General features: G+C 71.5%; 17 protein-coding genes. 1 reads left to right on the top strand and 16 read right to left on the bottom strand.

The features are described from left to right. Positions 1-46: 46 nt before the first annotated feature. The 10 genes from PED38_RS14665 to groES form a co-directional block, all read right to left on the bottom strand. On the bottom strand, positions 47-853 hold the full coding sequence (locus tag PED38_RS14665; protein ID WP_270981787.1) for a hypothetical protein: 807 nt from the start codon (positions 851-853) through the stop codon (positions 47-49). Then, positions 850-1,326, bottom strand: coding sequence for a hypothetical protein (locus PED38_RS14660; RefSeq protein WP_063070836.1), 477 nt, complete (start codon positions 1,324-1,326; stop codon positions 850-852). Before PED38_RS14660 ends, PED38_RS14665 begins: the two co-directional genes overlap by 4 nt. Positions 1,327-1,420: 94 nt before the next feature. Then, positions 1,421-2,224: a hypothetical protein gene (locus tag PED38_RS14655; RefSeq protein WP_063070835.1), complete on the bottom strand. Its 804-nt coding sequence runs from the start codon at positions 2,222-2,224 to the stop codon at positions 1,421-1,423. After that, entirely contained in the window at positions 2,221-2,676 is a 456-nt protein-coding gene (locus PED38_RS14650; protein ID WP_063070834.1) for a hypothetical protein, read from the bottom strand. The genes PED38_RS14655 and PED38_RS14650 overlap by 4 nt, the downstream gene beginning before the upstream one ends. 46 nt (positions 2,677-2,722) lie before the next feature. Continuing rightward, positions 2,723-3,829: a hypothetical protein gene (locus tag PED38_RS14645; RefSeq protein WP_063070833.1), complete on the bottom strand. Its 1,107-nt coding sequence runs from the start codon at positions 3,827-3,829 to the stop codon at positions 2,723-2,725. Next, positions 3,826-4,149: a DUF6507 family protein gene (locus PED38_RS14640; protein ID WP_063070832.1), complete on the bottom strand. Its 324-nt coding sequence runs from the start codon at positions 4,147-4,149 to the stop codon at positions 3,826-3,828. Before PED38_RS14640 ends, PED38_RS14645 begins: the two co-directional genes overlap by 4 nt. A gap of 308 nt (positions 4,150-4,457) precedes the next feature. Continuing rightward, positions 4,458-5,033: a hypothetical protein gene (locus tag PED38_RS14635; RefSeq protein WP_131798097.1), complete on the bottom strand. Its 576-nt coding sequence runs from the start codon at positions 5,031-5,033 to the stop codon at positions 4,458-4,460. Between the two features lie 273 nt (positions 5,034-5,306). Beyond that, positions 5,307-5,834 carry a hypothetical protein gene (locus PED38_RS14630; RefSeq protein WP_270981786.1) on the bottom strand — a complete coding sequence of 176 codons (528 nt, stop codon included), beginning with the start codon at positions 5,832-5,834 and terminating at the stop codon, positions 5,307-5,309. A 663-nt stretch (positions 5,835-6,497) separates the two neighbouring features. Next, complete coding sequence (locus PED38_RS14625) at positions 6,498-7,049, bottom strand: hypothetical protein (protein ID WP_063070828.1); 552 nt, start codon at positions 7,047-7,049, stop codon at positions 6,498-6,500. Positions 7,050-7,219: 170 nt separating this feature from the next. After that, positions 7,220-7,516 (bottom strand): co-chaperone GroES, encoded by a 297-nt coding sequence (groES, locus tag PED38_RS14620; protein ID WP_063070827.1) that lies wholly within the window; start codon positions 7,514-7,516, stop codon positions 7,220-7,222. Between the two features lie 145 nt (positions 7,517-7,661). Between groES and PED38_RS14615 the strand changes: the two genes are divergently transcribed. Further along, on the top strand, positions 7,662-8,864 hold the full coding sequence (locus PED38_RS14615) for a class I SAM-dependent methyltransferase (RefSeq protein ID WP_270981785.1): 1,203 nt from the start codon (positions 7,662-7,664) through the stop codon (positions 8,862-8,864). 83 nt (positions 8,865-8,947) lie between these two features. On the opposite strand, the gene PED38_RS14610 is transcribed toward PED38_RS14615, so the two are convergent. From PED38_RS14610 to PED38_RS14585, 6 genes are all read right to left on the bottom strand, one after another. After that, on the bottom strand, positions 8,948-9,376 hold the full coding sequence (locus PED38_RS14610) for a DUF4190 domain-containing protein (protein WP_063070825.1): 429 nt from the start codon (positions 9,374-9,376) through the stop codon (positions 8,948-8,950). Between the two features lie 104 nt (positions 9,377-9,480). Continuing rightward, positions 9,481-11,121 carry a tRNA (adenosine(37)-N6)-threonylcarbamoyltransferase complex transferase subunit TsaD gene (gene tsaD / locus PED38_RS14605; protein WP_270981784.1) on the bottom strand — a complete coding sequence of 547 codons (1,641 nt, stop codon included), beginning with the start codon at positions 11,119-11,121 and terminating at the stop codon, positions 9,481-9,483. Then, positions 11,118-11,735 (bottom strand): tRNA (adenosine(37)-N6)-threonylcarbamoyltransferase complex dimerization subunit type 1 TsaB, encoded by a 618-nt coding sequence (gene tsaB, locus PED38_RS14600; RefSeq protein WP_063070823.1) that lies wholly within the window; start codon positions 11,733-11,735, stop codon positions 11,118-11,120. Before tsaB ends, tsaD begins: the two co-directional genes overlap by 4 nt. A 9-nt stretch (positions 11,736-11,744) precedes the next feature. Further along, positions 11,745-13,481, bottom strand: a complete 1,737-nt coding sequence (gene alr, locus PED38_RS14595) for an alanine racemase (RefSeq protein ID WP_270981783.1) — start codon at positions 13,479-13,481, stop codon at positions 11,745-11,747. Further along, a complete protein-coding gene (gene alr / locus PED38_RS14590) occupies positions 13,478-14,635 on the bottom strand; it encodes an alanine racemase (RefSeq protein WP_063070821.1) in 1,158 nt (385 codons plus the stop codon). Before alr (PED38_RS14590) ends, alr (PED38_RS14595) begins: the two co-directional genes overlap by 4 nt. After that, on the bottom strand, positions 14,632-14,991 hold the full coding sequence (locus PED38_RS14585; protein WP_270981782.1) for a holo-ACP synthase: 360 nt from the start codon (positions 14,989-14,991) through the stop codon (positions 14,632-14,634). Before PED38_RS14585 ends, alr (PED38_RS14590) begins: the two co-directional genes overlap by 4 nt. Positions 14,992-14,999: the final 8 nt, after the last annotated feature.

Here is a 14,999-nt window from a genome sequence, read left to right as displayed (position 1 = left end):
TCCGCGACTGGTCCACGCGTCACCCGAGCGCGCTCTTGCCGCGGCCTCACCTGCGGAGAGCGGCCATGGTGTCGAAGAACAGCTCGAGGGCGCTCCGCATCACATCGGTGCCGGACACGACGGCGAGTCGCACGCGTCCGTCCGGCAGGTCCTCCGGCTGGAACCAGCCGACGTCGCCTGTCCGGATGGCCTCGTACTTGATGCCGGCCTGGGGCGAGGCGACGGTGTATCGGGTCCACTCCCCGGCAGCCCAGGCTCGGGCGGTCATCCCGCTCGCGCCTTCGGGGACTGCCGGCTCGTTGCCGGGCGCCGCGTCGATGCGGTGGGTGATTAGGTCAGCGTCGAACTCGCCCCGCCCTTCTCCGTGGGGGAAGGCCCACGCGGGACCGATGCGCATCCAGGAGATGAGGAGGCCGAAGGACGCCGACATGGTCGTGGAGTGGATGGACATGACGGTGGAGCCGTCGGGAAGGGGGAGCTCGGCGACGACCAAGGCCTCCCTGCCGGAGTACCAGCTGTTGAGGATCCGGCGTCGTCGGCCGGTGTCCGCGAGCACCCCGAACACGATCTTCGCGGTCGCACGGACGCGCAGCAGACCCTCTCCCGCGGGGGTCAGCCCGCCGAGTCGATCGAGGAGGCCGAGGGCGCGGAGCTCGTCGGTCACGCCCGGGGCTCGTCCGACCCGGGCGAAGATGCCGCGTCGCCTGATGAGCCACAACTGATCCCAGGCAGCGCGGCTCATCCGCATCTCGCCGAGCGGGAAAGGCTGCTGGGACGCGACGCCGACGAGCTGCTCGAAGGGCTTGCCCTCGTTCTGGGAGCTCGCCTCGTCATCCAATGCGATGTCGATCATGCGATGCCCTTCAGCTGTGCGGTGCGCGATATCCGGCTGAACACGACCTCGAACTGCAGCGTGTCCATGACGTCGCAGCTGGCGGTGACCTCCATCACCTGGGTTTCGGTGACGAGAGCTCGGCGCGTGACCTCCACGCACACCCCGGACGCCTCGTAGAGGAACTTGACGTAGCGCCCCGTGAGCCCCGGGTACAGCCACTCCTTGTCGGCCACGACATGGGACCAGCCCGGGAGCGCCAGCGCCTCGGCGACCGAACGCGCACCCAGCTGCTCCACCGTCTCGATGGAAGGGCGCACTACCACCACGATGTTCGCCCGGAAGGTGCTCTTCCGGCCGGTGCGCTCGGCGACCGTGAGCACACGGTCGTCCTCGGAGGGCAGAGCCTCCCAGAAGTCGGGGATCTCGACCGTCGCCAGCGCGCTCTCGACCGTCGCCCAATCCGGCGTCAGGGCTTCATCGTGGGTGGACATCCGGTTCCCCTCACCTTGTGCACTCACTCCGACCTGCAACGTCATGGATGCCCGAGTCGCGATGCCGCCGCCAGCGCGAATGAACCGGCCTCCGTCAGCGCGTCGCGCGCACCGCCTGCAGGAACAGGCCGACGACGTCGCGCATGACGTCGAGGGGTGACTCGGGTGCCAGCCTGACGCGGCCGTCCGGCAGCTCCTCCGGCTTGAACCAGCCGACCTCTCCGGTCCGGATCCGGTGGAACGCCATGTCCGCGGCGGGAGACCCGACGTAGTAGCTGGTCCACTCGCCCGCGCGCCATGCTCGCGTCGTGCTCTGGCTGGCATCCGAGGGAAGCGGGATCTCGTCATCCGGCGCCGCATCGATGCGCTGCTTCACCGCAGCGGCATCGTGCGTGCCGTCGCCGATGTCATGGCCGAAGGTCCATGCCGGCCCGATCCGGAGCCACGAGATGAGCAGGCCCAGCGACGCGGAGAAGGTCGTGCGGTGGATGGACATGACCGTCGATCCGTCTTCTTGAGGGATCTCCGCGGCGACGAGCGCTTCACGGCCGACGTACCACCCGGTGAAGGTGCGCCGCTTGCCGTGCGCGTCTGCCGTGCCGCCGAAGTTGAGGACCGCGGTTGCGCGGACACGCAAGAGGTCCTCGCTCGCCACCGACAGGCCACCCCTCCGGTCGAGCAGACCCGCACGGGACAGCTCCGCCACCTCCGCGGGGTCGCCGCCGAGACGCGCGAAGATCCCGCGCCTGCGGATCGACCACAGCTTCTCCCAGGCCGCCGGGCTGAGCAGGATCGAGCTGGCCGGGTACGGCTGCATCCCGGCGACGCGGGTGACCAGCTCGAACGGCCTGCCGTCGCCGCGCGCCACGGCCTCTTCGTCCAGCCTGATGTCGGTCATGCCTGCACCGCCACTCGCGCAGTGCGCGCGATCGTCTTGAACAGATCCTCGAAGCGCAAGCGGTCGACGATGTCGCAGCTCGCCGTCACCTCGAGGACGTGCGAGCCGGTGACCAGCGCGGAGCGCGTCACGGCGACGCACCTCCCGGCGGTCTCATGGACGAAGTTCACCACGCGCCCGGTCGTGTCGGGACGCCGCCATTCGGAGTCCGAGACCACGTGCGACCAGCCCGGGTACACCAGGCCCTCCGCGATGCTCCGCGCGCCGAGCTGGATCACGGTCTCCGTCGAGGCGCGCACCACGACGATGACGTTCGCCCGGAATCCCTCGTCGGGCGTGCTCGGGTTCGCGATGGCGACGGCGCGGTCATCATCTGACGGCAGCCTCTCCCACGTCGGGGGCATCTCCATGTGCAGCCACGGGGTCTCGATGCCCGTCCAGTCCTCTGTCATTTCATCGCTTTCTCAGTACTCAAGTAGCCGTATCGCCTCGCGCGCGTCATCCGAAGAAGTGATCAACGAAGTTGGTGAAGCCCTCTCCTGAAGTCGATCCTATTTTATCGCCGATATATCCTCCGGCAAGGCCGCCGAGGAAACCACCGATCTCCGCACCGACCACGGTACCCAGCGGAGGAAAGACTGCACTGCCGACCACAGCGCCCAGGCCTTCTCCGGCGACTGTGCCTATCTCGCCGCCGACTATGCTGCCCGCCACTCCTCCTACCGCAACTACCGCAGCATGCGTCGTCGCGTGTGTGGCCCGCTCGGTAGGATTCCAGTCGGGATGTTCCGCCTCATCGTGGTCGTACGTATTGGCGAATGCCGCCGCACCCGATACCAGCACGCCTGCGGCCCCTAAGCCTCGGGCGATTCCTTCCCCCGCAGCACCGACTTCGGCGACACGCCTACCCAGGGCCTCGTCGCCCGCCGCAGTCAGACGCTCAGAGGCAGGTTGCGCGCCGTCGACGACTGGCTCCGCAGTGTGGTTGCCGTCTTGTTCCGTGATCCCCAATAAGTCCGTCACGGCGTGAAATGCGTCTTTGACCTTCGGCGAATCCTTAATGAGGTCCGTACCACCATCGATCCCGAGCTTCAGGGCCGGCTGCTCCAGCGTCTCGCCGATCCCCTGCACCGCATCCACGAGCGCATCGCCTGCGTATCGCGTCAGCTTGAGCAGAGCCTCTGCACATTCCTCGTCGGCATGGTCGACTTCGTTGTTGAATCCGTCGATGATGCCCGGGGCGAGCGGAATCGCGGTGGCAACCTCGGATGATTTGTCCGCCGCCAGGGAATCCGCCGCCTCCTTGCGCTTGGCCGGCAGGTCGGCGAGAGACGTCGAATAGGCGAGGAGCGCCGCTTTCGCCGCGGCAGCATCCTCACCAAGGGTCCTCGAGAGCGTCTGCGCGGAGGAGAGGGCATCGAATAGTCGTGCGGAGTCAGGGGTGTCGAATACGTCGACAGCCGAGAGGCCTGACCATGAGCGGGTGATTGACTGCATGGCCTCGTCCATCGCCGCGCCGATCTTGTCGAAGGCGGCAGCCGCAGTCTCGACATCGGCCGCGCTCGGTATGTCCGACAGCCGGTCCGCGGGGTCGGATGACGTCATCGGCCCGCCCCCTGGGAGAGGTTGGTGGCCATCTCGTCGTCGCCTTGGGTGTAGGCGTCAAGGGCGAGCTGCGTCTGGTCGATGACCTTGCCCACTGCGGAGTCGACCGCGGCGATCTGGGACAGGAGAGGATTCCCGCTGATGAGGGCGAGCGCTGCCGCTGTCTTGGGTCCGACGACAGCAGAGGCACCTTCGATGGCCTTCGTGACTGCCGCCTTGGCGGTGTCCAGCCCGGACAGGTCATTGCGCGTGGCGGTGAGGACGGTCCTCACCGTGTCGGGATCGATCCTCCAGCCGTTGCCGCTGGTCTGCCCGGTCATGCCGCGCGGCCTTCCCAGGAGGACGAGTTCGTCACAGTGGGCCGGTGTCCCGCCGCGAAGTGACGACGACCGCTGACGGACGCGACGATAGGAGAGACGGTAGCAATCGAGGCAAGCATGATCGGCGAGATTCTGGACACGGGCGGAGCCTTACACGCGGTAGGAGTTCGGCACCGCTCTTGTGCACAGGGGAGGCGTCGAGCTACTTCCGCTCTGGGGGGGGGAGCCGGAACGTGAGGCAGTCCGCTCAGCGCCCTGAGCGGCCGAATCCCGCACGTAGGGCCGCCGCACCCTTCGCGAGGACTCGATCAGTCAGCTGAGCCGAACGTCTTCCTCATCACTTCTTCCAAGGGGACGCCGTCTCGTGTCCCCTTCGGCGACGGGGCGTCCTGCTCCGAACCCGCGACGGTCGACCGCACAGCGGACGCATCGCGTGAGACAGCAGCACCTCGAGATGACTCCGACGCTCGGCGGTCGAGGCCCTTCGCGGCCCTGTACCACCGAGGCAGGAGCACGCGGGGCATGAACCCCATGCCGATCAGGCCTAGCACCACGATGGCTACTACGAGGAATGCAACCGGCATCTGAGCCGGAGGAGGCAGGACGAGCGCCACAGCCCCGAGGAGAAGGCCCACTCCCGTCCAGCCGATGCCCAACGGTAGGTACGGGAAGTAGTAGATGCTCACCACAGGTGGCTTCCACCGAGCCCACGACCTCCAAAGTCCAGAGTAGGCGAGAGCACCCACAGTGAGGAAGACGATCGCCGGGACGAGCAACCGGGCCGCTATGCCAAGGGAAGACGCGTCCTGGCTCGAGGCACTCGTCATGCCGACGATCGCGGTCGAGGATGACGAAGCGGAGATCGGGAGCAGAAGCAGCAGCACCTGCCGAGTCTCACAAATCGGGGAAACCCCGTCGGCCGTCCCCCACACCCCCTGCCCTCGAGAGCCGGCGGTCGCTCAGGAGCACAACCCTCGTGCGCGCCTCCTCCGACCCCGGAAAAGGTGTCGACATCGGGCTCGGCTCCGAGCCATCACCTCGACGAACGGGCCCCACCGGAGAGTCATCGATGTAGGCGTCTCGCCGCCGCTCGATGTCCCTTCCGAAGCGACGCACGCATGGGCGCCTCCCGGGCGCGAGAGGAGCGACACCTCGACTCAGTCGGATGACCCGAAGGCCTTCCTCATCACTTCTTCCATCGCGACGCCGTCTCGTGTCCCCGTCGGCGACTCAGCACCCGGGCATGCGCGCTCGTCGCCCGCCCGCCCGTTGGGCGAGTCGCGTGAGAATGTGGCGCCTAGAGACGCATCCGCCGCTCGGCGGTCGAGGCCCTTCGCGGCCCTGTACCACCGAGGCAGGAGTGCCCGGGGCATGAAGCGCATACCGATCAAGCCGAGAAACACGATCGCCACGCCGAGGTAGATGACCGGCATCTCGATCGCCGGAGGCAGGAACAACCCTGGAGCCATGACCGCGTAGCCCACCCCCATCCACCCGATGCCGAGCGGCAGATACGGGAAGTAGTAGATGCTCACCACAGGGGGCTTCAAGCGAGCCCACCACCTCCACAGTCCGGAGAATGCCAGCAGCCCGATGGCGAGAAACACGATGGCCATCACGAGTCCTTCAGCCGCGATGCCGAGGGAGGACATGCCTCCGCTCGCGCCGCTCGTCTCGCTCAGCATCGCTCTGAATGAATACGCAGGAGACGACCGGAACGGGAGCACCTGCTGAGCCTCGCAGATGGTGGGAATTGCGCCGGCTGTCGCCCACAGCCTGAGCACCTTTCCACCTCACCTGCTGAGGCGAGAGGGCATTCGCCAGCAATAGGGTCCAGGTGATCGACTCGACCGAGCTTCCACACTTGCCAGCGCATGTCACGTCGATCGCCGGGGCCGTTCAGGGCCGATCGACCGGGTCCTCACCGTTCCGATCAGAGTCCATGTCCATCCGCGCTCGGTACCACGCAGGGAGCAGGACCCTCGGGACCCCGATCATCGACATGGCACCCACCACGCCGATGCCCAGCCCGAGGTACAGGAAGACCGAGCTGAGGAAGGGTGGGAGCACTCTGCCGGCGGATACGGCGAGGGCTCCCACTCCCATGACACCGATTCCCAAAGGATAGGTATATCGGTTCCTCGACCACGCACGCCACAGCCCGGTGTACGCGACCGCCCCGATCGCCACCATCACCACACCGACGAGGAAGGACTCGACGTAGATCGAAGCAGACGTGTCGCCGCTCGGGGCACCTCCCGCGACGACGAGGGCGTGGACTACTCCTGCGGCCGACCGCATCACGACAGCGTCCGTGAGCAGACGATCTCCTCCACGTCAGCCTCGGCTCAGTCCGCCGAGCCGAACGTCCGGCTGACCGCGTCATTGACAGCGGTCTCGTCTTTCCCGGACGCGCCGCCCTGAGCGGCCGGTCCAGCCCCCGCTTGCGTCGGCGACGGGCTGCCCGCCGAGATCGGGTAGCGACGATCGCTCGACGTGCTTCCGTCCAGCCCCTTCGCGGCCCGGTACCACCGAGGCAGGAGCGCACGAGGCATCCACATGGCGCTGCACACCGCGAGGATCTCCACGAAGATCCCGAGGTAGATGACGGGCAAGCGAGCGGCTGGCGGGAAGAGGATGAAAGCACCGATGATCAGAAGACCCACGCCCATCCAGCCGATCGCCAAGGGCAAGTACGGGAAGTAGAACATGGTGACGATGGGGCGCTTCATGCGGGCCCACCATCGCCACACACCGGAATACGCCAGAGCACCCACTCCGAGGAAGACCAGGCCCATGAGGGCCGCGGTGACAGCGGAGGCCAGCAGGCTGCGGCTCGCTGAGTCGTCGGAGGCGAGGGCGAGTAGAGCGGAGGTGGCGAGGATCGGGACGGCATGCACTCGACGAGTGTCACAGATCCCAGGCACCCGGTCGGTGTTCCCCCACAGCTGCGGGATCCCATTGAGGGCATCGGCGTGCGACCGTCGGCCCCGCACGCACGAGAGCCCGGCCGAACGTGTCGGCCGGGCTCTCGCGTGGTGCGTGGTGCGGTGTCGCTACGTGGGGAGCGTCAGCGCTCGATGACGGCGAGCACGTCGCGCGCGGAGAGGACGAGGAGGTCCTTGCCGTCGTACTTGACCTCGGTGCCGCCGTACTTGGAGTAGATGACCTTGTCGCCGACGGCGACGTCGAGGGGGACGCGGTTGCCGTTGTCGTCGATGCGGCCGGGGCCCACGGCCACGACCTCGCCCTCCTGGGGCTTCTCCTTGGCGGTGTCGGGGATGACCAGACCAGACGCGGTGGTCTGCTCGGCTTCGACCTGCTGGATGACGATGCGATCCTCGAGCGGCTTGATGGAGACCGACACGGTTGACCTCTTCCTTCGTGACTAAGGGACAAGACTTCATTGGCAATCTCCGGGGGAGAGTGCCAGGTGAGATTCTACGGGCCGCGCTTGCACTCGCGCAACGCGAGTGCCAATCGGTGGGGAGCGGCCCCGATACGGTGGGCGGATGGATCAGACCGACCTCCGCGAGGTCCTCTCCCTCGAGGGGCTCCGCCTGCTCGACTCCCTGCCCCAGCCTCAGCCCGGCGATGACGCCGTGCGGATCGTGAGCGCCCTGCGCGCCGAGGGCCACTCCCCCGAGCGGGTGCGCGCGGTGCTCACGCAGTCCCGCCTGCGCGCGAAGGCGCGGGGGAAGTTCGGCGACTTCGCCGAGCGCATGCTGTTCACGGAGGCCGGGCTCGAGCAGGCCACCCGGCTGCCGGTCGCCGCGCAGCACGCGGGCCGCTTCCAGCAGGCCGGCGTCGCGCACGTCGCCGACCTCGGCTGCGGGATCGGCGGGGACGCGATGGCGATGGCGGCCATCGGGATCCGCGTCACAGCGGTCGAGCGCGACGAGGTGACCGCGGCGATCGCCGGCTGGAACCTCGCGCCGTTCCCCGAGGCGGTCGTCGAGCAGGGCACAGCCGAGGCGTTCGACGCGGGTCGCGTGGACGGCGTCTACCTCGACCCGGCGCGGCGCACGGAGGGGCACTCGTCGACGCGGCGCATCTCGGATCCGGACGCCTACTCCCCCACGCTCACCGCCGCGTTCGAGCGGGCGTCGGGGCGCGCCGCCGGCATCAAGCTCGGCCCGGGCCTCGACCGCGACCTCATCCCGGCGGAGGCGGAGGCGCAGTGGGTGTCGGTCGACGGGCAGGCCGTGGAGATGGGCCTGTGGTTCGGGCCGACGCGGCGCGACGGCGTGCGACGGGCGGCGCTCGTGATCAGCGGCGGGTCGCACGCGGAGCTCACCGCGGCGGCCGACAGCGCGGACGCGGAGCTCGGCGAGCTCGGCGAGCACCTGTACGAGCCGGACGGCGCCGTGATCCGCGCGCGCCTCATCGGCGACCTGGCGCGCTCGCTCGACGGGCGGATGGTGGGCGAGGGGATCGCCTGGATCACCGCGGACCGGGAGCAGGCCACGCCGTTCGCGCGCGGCTTCCGGGTGCGCGAGGTGCTCCCGCTCGACGAGCAGCGGCTGAAGCGCGAGCTGCGGGCGCGCGGCATCGGGACGCTCGAGATCAAGAAGCGCGGAGTCGACGTGGATCCGGCGCGGCTGCGGACGCGACTCCAGCTGAAGGGCGACGCGTCGGCGACGCTCATCGCGACGCGCGTGGGCGGGCGGCGCGTGGCGATCCTCGCGGACCGGCACGGGGTGCACGCGGGCTGACGCCCGACCGCCGGGCCGCTGCCCGGACACGACGACGCGGCCGCCCCGAGGGGACGGCCGCGCGTGTGATGCGGTGGTGCGTGCTAGCGCCCGGACGGCATCGGGATCGGCGTGCCGTTGATCTGGCCGGTGCTGATGGCGTTGAGGACCACGAGCGCGAAGATGCCGATCAGCACGCTGACCAGCACGCCGACGATGCCGAGGATGAGGCCGGTGAGCCAGAAGCCCTTGGTGCCGGGGTTGCGCTTGCGCGCGAGAACGCCCGTGACGATCGCCGCGATGCCCACGAAGAACGTGAGGAACCAAAGGGGGATCGAGAGCACCAGCGACACGATGCCGAGCACCAGCGAGGTGATGGCGAGGCCCTTCTTGGGCGCACCGCCCTGGCCGGGCTGGTAGGGGGCCGCGTAGGGCGAGCCGGATCCGGCCGCGGGCGCCGCCGGGTAGGAGGGCTGGCTCGGTGCGGGCGGGAAGTCGTCGGAGGAGCGGTCCGGATTCTGCGGATCGGTCATGGTGGTTCCTTTCGTCCCTGGGAACATACCGTGTTCCGGGCCCGGCGCGAGAGGACGCGCGCAATGGATGCAATGCGCACGGCGCGTCGCTGCAGTGCGCCGGCTCAGCCGACCTGCACGACGGTGACGGGGAGCGTGGAGTCGGCGCCGAACGCGAGGCCGGACGGCGCACGCCCGGAGGTGATGAGGCGGGCGCCGAGGGCCGCGATCATCGCGCCGTTGTCGGTGCAGAGGGACAGCGGCGGGATGCGCAGCTCGATGCCCGCGGCCGCGCACCGCTCCGCCGCGAGCTCCCGCACGCGCGCGTTCGCGACGACGCCGCCGCCCAGCAGCAGGCGCGGGATCCCGTGGTCGACGCACGCGGCGACGGCCTTCGTGAGCAGCACATCGACCACGGCCTCGCGGAAGCTCGCGGCGACGTCGGCGACCGGCACGGGCTCGCCCGCGTCCTGGCGCTTCTCGACCCAGCGGGCGACCGCGGTCTTGAGACCGGAGAACGAGAAGTCGTAGCGGTGGCGCTCCATGTCCTTGGGGAGGGAGAGGCCGCGGGGGAAGCGGATCGCCCTCGGGTCGCCGTCGGCCGCGACCCGGTCGATGTGCGGGCCGCCGGGGTACGGCAGGCCGAGGATGCGGGCGACCTTGTCGAACGCCTCGCCCGCGGCGTCGTCGATGGTCTCGCCGAGGAGCTCGACGTCGTCGACCAGGTCGCGCACGAGCAGCAGCGAGGTGTGTCCGCCGGAGACGAGGAGCGCGATGGACGGGGTCTCGAGCGGGCGGCCGGATCCGCCGTCGAGGCTGAGCAGGTCGGCGCCGACGTGGCCGACGAGGTGGTTGACGCCGTGCAGCGGGATGTCGAGGGCCACGGCGAGCGCCTTCGCCGCGCCGACGCCCACCATCAGCGCGCCCGAGAGGCCGGGGCCTGCGGTGACCGCGATCGCGTCGAGCTCGCGGAGCGTGACGCCGGCGTCCTCGAGGGCCGCGTCGATGGCCGGGGTCAGCGCCTCGAGGTGCGCGCGGGCCGCGACCTCGGGCACGACGCCGCCGTAGCGCGCGTGCTCGTCCATGGAGCTGGAGATGACGTTGGCGAGGAGGGTCTGGCCGCGGACGATGCCGATGCCCGTCTCGTCGCAGGAGGTCTCGATGCCGAGGACGAGGGGGCCGGCGGTCGCGTCGCACTCGTCCTCGTCGACGCAGGCGTCGTCGTCGGCTCGCGCCTCCGTGCCGACTCCGGGGCCGCCGGTGGCGGGGGCCGTGGCCTCGCGGGGCTCGGAGACGGACGGCGGGGTGCCGCCGAGGGCGACGCGCATCACGACCGCGTCCACGTCGTCGGGCTGGTAGTAGTGCGGGCGGACGGCGATGGGCTCGAAGCCGAGCGAGGTGTAGAGCGCCTGGGCGACAGGGTTGTCCGCGCGCACCTCCAGCAGCACCTCGCGCGCGCCGCGGGCGTGGGCCTCGGCGACGAGGCGCGTGAGCAGCGCGCGGCCGATGCCGCGGCCCCGGGCGGACTCGGCGACGGCGATGGTCTGCACGTCGGCCGCCTGCGCCCCCCGCGGGCAGGACAAGCCGGCGTAGCCGAGGATCCCGCCGTCGGCCTCGTCGGCAGCCACGACGTACCAGCCGTGACGGGAGGTGAGCTCGCCGCGCATCGCGTCGGACGACCACGCGTCGGTGACGAACGTGGTCGTCTCCAGGTGCATGAGCGCGGCGAGGTCGTCGATGGTCGCCGGGCGGAACAGGACGGTCACGACGTGACCCGCTTCGGGCCGGTCGACACCGTGACGTCGGGCGAGCGGAGGTACAGGGCCTCGTCGACGGCGAAGGGCAGGTCGAGCTCGTCCATGCGGCGGGCGACCTGCGCGAGGGAGGCGGCGCGGATCCCGGCGGCGTCGATGCGGTGGTCCGCGGCCGGCACGTCGTCCGGCTTGCTGAGGCCGGGACCCGCGGTGCGCTCGGCGACGCCGCCGTCGACGGGGGCGCGGTAGACCGACCAGTACAGCTCCCGGCGGCGGGCGTCGGTGACGACGACGAGCGATCCGGTGGCGCCCGCCGCGTAGTGGTCGTGCGCCACGGCGTCGTGGCTGACGACCGGGATCACGCGGACGTCGAGGCCGGTCGCGAGCACGCGGGCCGCGGCGATGCCGACGCGGAGGCCCGTGAAGGGACCCGGGCCCATGCCGGCGACGACGGCGCGGATGTCGCAGCGCTCGACGCCGGACGCGGAGAGGCACTCGTCGAGGAGGGTGCCGATGACCTCGGCGTGCCGCATGGTGTCGGCCTCCTGGCGCTCGGCGAGCACGCGGCCGTCGGGGTCGATCACGGCGACGCCCGTTCCGGCGGAGGTGTCGATCGCGAGGAGCACTGGATGAGTCTAGGCGCGGGGGCGCGCGCGCAGACGGCGGACCCGGACGGTGCGCGGCTCCTCGGGGGCGTCGTCGGGATCCGCGGGCTCCTCGCCGTCGTCCGCGGCGTCGTCCGCGTGGACGTCGCCGGCGCCCGTGGGCCGCGCGATGCGGAGGTCCCACCACTCCTCGGCGACGCCGTCGAGCTTGCCCTCGCCCCACTCGACCACCACGACGGAGCGCGCGAAGTCGATGTCGAGGTCGTCGAGCTCGCGGGCGTCGGCGAGGCGGTAGGCGTCGACGTGCACGAGCGGCGGCCCGTCGACGAGGCTCGGGTGCGTGCGGGCGAGCACGAACGTGGGGCTCGTGACCGGACCGCGGACGCCGAGGCCCGCGCCGAGCCCCCGCGTGAAGGTGGTCTTGCCTGCGCCGAGCGGGCCGGAGAGGACGACGAGGTCGCCCGCGCCGAGCTCGCCGGCGAAGGCGCGACCGAGCTCCTCCATCGCGTCCGGGGTGGGGACGGGGACGAGCTCGTCGGAGAGGACCTCGTCGGCGGAGGCCGCTCCGGTCGCGGCCGATGCGTCGCGCTCGTGCAGGTGGACCCGGTCCGCGCGCGGCCCGACGCGCGTCACGATCTCGTCGCCGATGGTCTCGGCCCAGCCGGCCCACTCCTCGGCCGTGGGCTCGCCGCGGTCGCCCGTGCCGAGGATCACGGCGGTGTCGCCCACCTCGACGGGCAGGTCGCCCACGTCGAGCACGAGCTGGTCCATGGCGATGCGCCCGGCGATCGGGAAGCGGCGGCCGTTCAGGAGCACCGAGGCGCGGGGGCCGGCGATGCGCGGGATCCCGTCGGCGTAGCCCAGCGGCACGAGCGCCAGCGTCGAGGGGCCGGCGGTGCGATAGTCGAGGCCGTACGAGACGCCCTGCCCCGCCTCGACGCGCTTCACGGAGACGACGTCGGCCTCGAGCGTCATCGCCGGGATCAGGCCGAGGTCGCGGCCCGAGCGGTCGTCGAACGGGGAGATGCCGTAGACGGCGATGCCGAAGCGCACCATGTCGAAGCGGGCGGCGGGCAGGCGGATCCCGGCGGAGCTCGCCGCCAGGTGCTTCTCGACCGGGCGCGCGCCCAGCTCCTCGGCCACGCGCACCGCCTCGTGGAAGCGGGCGAGCGCGGCGTCGTCGTCCTCGGGCGAGGCGTCGGCGAGGTGCGACCAGAGCGCGTGCAGCGTGAGCTCGCCCGCGGCGTCGGCCGCCACGGCGGCGCGCACGAGGTCGGGCCAAGCTTCCGGGGTCGCGCCGTTGCGGCTGAGCCCGGTGTCGGCCTTGAGGTGCACGCGCGCGCGGATCCCCGTGGCGCGGCCGGCCGCGGCGATGCGCTCCAGCTCCCACAGCGCCGAGACGCCGAGGTCGATGCCCTCCTCGACCGCGACGCGGAAGTCGGTGTCCACCCCGTGCAGCCAGGCGAGGAGGCGGGCGGTGATCCCGGCGCGACGCAGCTCGACCGCGGACGCGACGTCGAGCACCGCGAGGCTCTCGGCCCCGGCCTCGAGCGCGGCGCGGGCGACCTGCAGGGCGCCGTGGCCGTACGCGTCGGCCTTCACCGCGACCATCGTGCGCGCGGGCGCCGCGAGCGCGGCGAGCGTGCGGACGTTGTGGCGGATCGCATCGAGGTCGACCACGGCGCGGCGGCCGGGGGCCTGCGGGGCGGCGGGAGCGAGCGGGGCGGCAGCGGAAGCAGCCGCGGCGGCGTGCGCGGATCCGGTCATGGGACGAGCCTCCGGGTCACGCGGCCGGCGACGCGCGTGACGATCTCGTAGCCGATGGTGCCGGTCGCCTCGGCCCACTCCTCCACCGAGGGGGCGCCGGTGGCCGGATCCCCGAACAGCACGGCGTCGTCGCCCACGGCCACCTGCCGCCCGTCGATCAGGCCGTCGCCCACGTCGACCACGAACTGGTCCATGGCGATCCGGCCGCTCACCCGGAAGCGGGCGCCGTGGATCGCGACGGGCGCGCGGTTGCTGGCGAGGCGCGGCACGCCGTCGGCGAAGCCGAGCGAGACGAGCGCCAGGGTCGTGGCCCGGGTGGTGCGGTACGTGTAGCCGTAGGAGACGCCCGTGTCGGCGGGCACGCGCTTGACCGCGACGACGCTGCCGACGAGGGTCATCGCGGGCACGAGGCCGAGGTCGGCCGAGGTGACGCCGTCGAGCGGGGAGATGCCGTAGATCCCGATGCCGAGACGCACCATGTCGAACCGCGCCTCGGGCACGCGCAGTGCTCCCGCGGTGGCGGCGAGGTGGCGGATGCCGGGCTCGAGCCCCGCGGACCGCACCCTGTCGAGGGCCGCCTCGAACGCGCGCACCTGCGCGAGGTCCTCCTCGGCGCCGGCGTTGGCGAGGTGGCTGAAGACGCCGCCCAGCCGCAGCGCGCCCTCGTCGACGAGCCGCGCGACCTCCGCGACGACGCCCGGCCACTCCGCCGGCGTGACGCCGTTGCGGCCGAGCCCGGTGTCGACCTTGACGTGGATCTCGGCGGGCCGGCCGATCGCGCGCGCGGCCGCGGCGGCCTCCCGCACCTGACGGAGGCTGCTGAGGCCGAGGTCGACGCCCTGCGCGATCGCGGCGGCGAAGTCGGCGCCGGGCGCGTGCATCCAGGTGAGGATCGGCGCCTCGATGCCCGCCGCCCGCAGCGCGAGCGCCTCGCGGATGTCGACGACGCCGAGCCGGTCGGCCCCGCCCGCCAGCGCCGCGCGCGCGGACGCGACCGCGCCGTGCCCGTAGCCGTCGGCCTTGACCACGGCCATGACGAGCGGCGCGCCCGTGGTGGCGCGCAGGGTGCGGACGTTCGCGGAGATGGCGCCGGCGTCGATGCGCGCCTCGCGGCGGAGGGCCGCGGGGAGCTGGACGGTGGCCTCGTCGGTCATGCGCCCTCCCCCTCGGTCACCACGAACGCGGTCGCGAGGCCGGCGTCGTGGCTCATGCTCAGGTGGATGCGCGTCACGCCGCGCGCGGCCGCGACCTCTGCCACGGCGCCGCGCACCCGGAACGACGGATCGCCGTGGTCGTCGCGCACGACCTCCATGTCCTGCCAGCTGATGCCGCCCGGTCCGCCGAGCGCCTTGATCAGCGCCTCCTTGGCCGCGAACCGCGCCGCCAGCGAGCGCGCGGGCAGGGGACGCTCGGCCGGCGCGAACAGGCGCGGCACGAGACCCGGCGTGCGCTCGGCGCTCCGGGCGAAGCGCACGACGTCGACGACGTCGACGCCGATGCCCCTGATCACGCGCGGCC

The organism is Clavibacter sp. CT19 (assembly GCF_027858075.1).
Classification (GTDB): Bacteria; Actinomycetota; Actinomycetes; order Actinomycetales; family Microbacteriaceae; genus Clavibacter; species Clavibacter tessellarius_A.
Note: the sequence above shows the minus strand (reverse complement) of the source record. Positions and strands in the feature narration are given on the sequence as shown.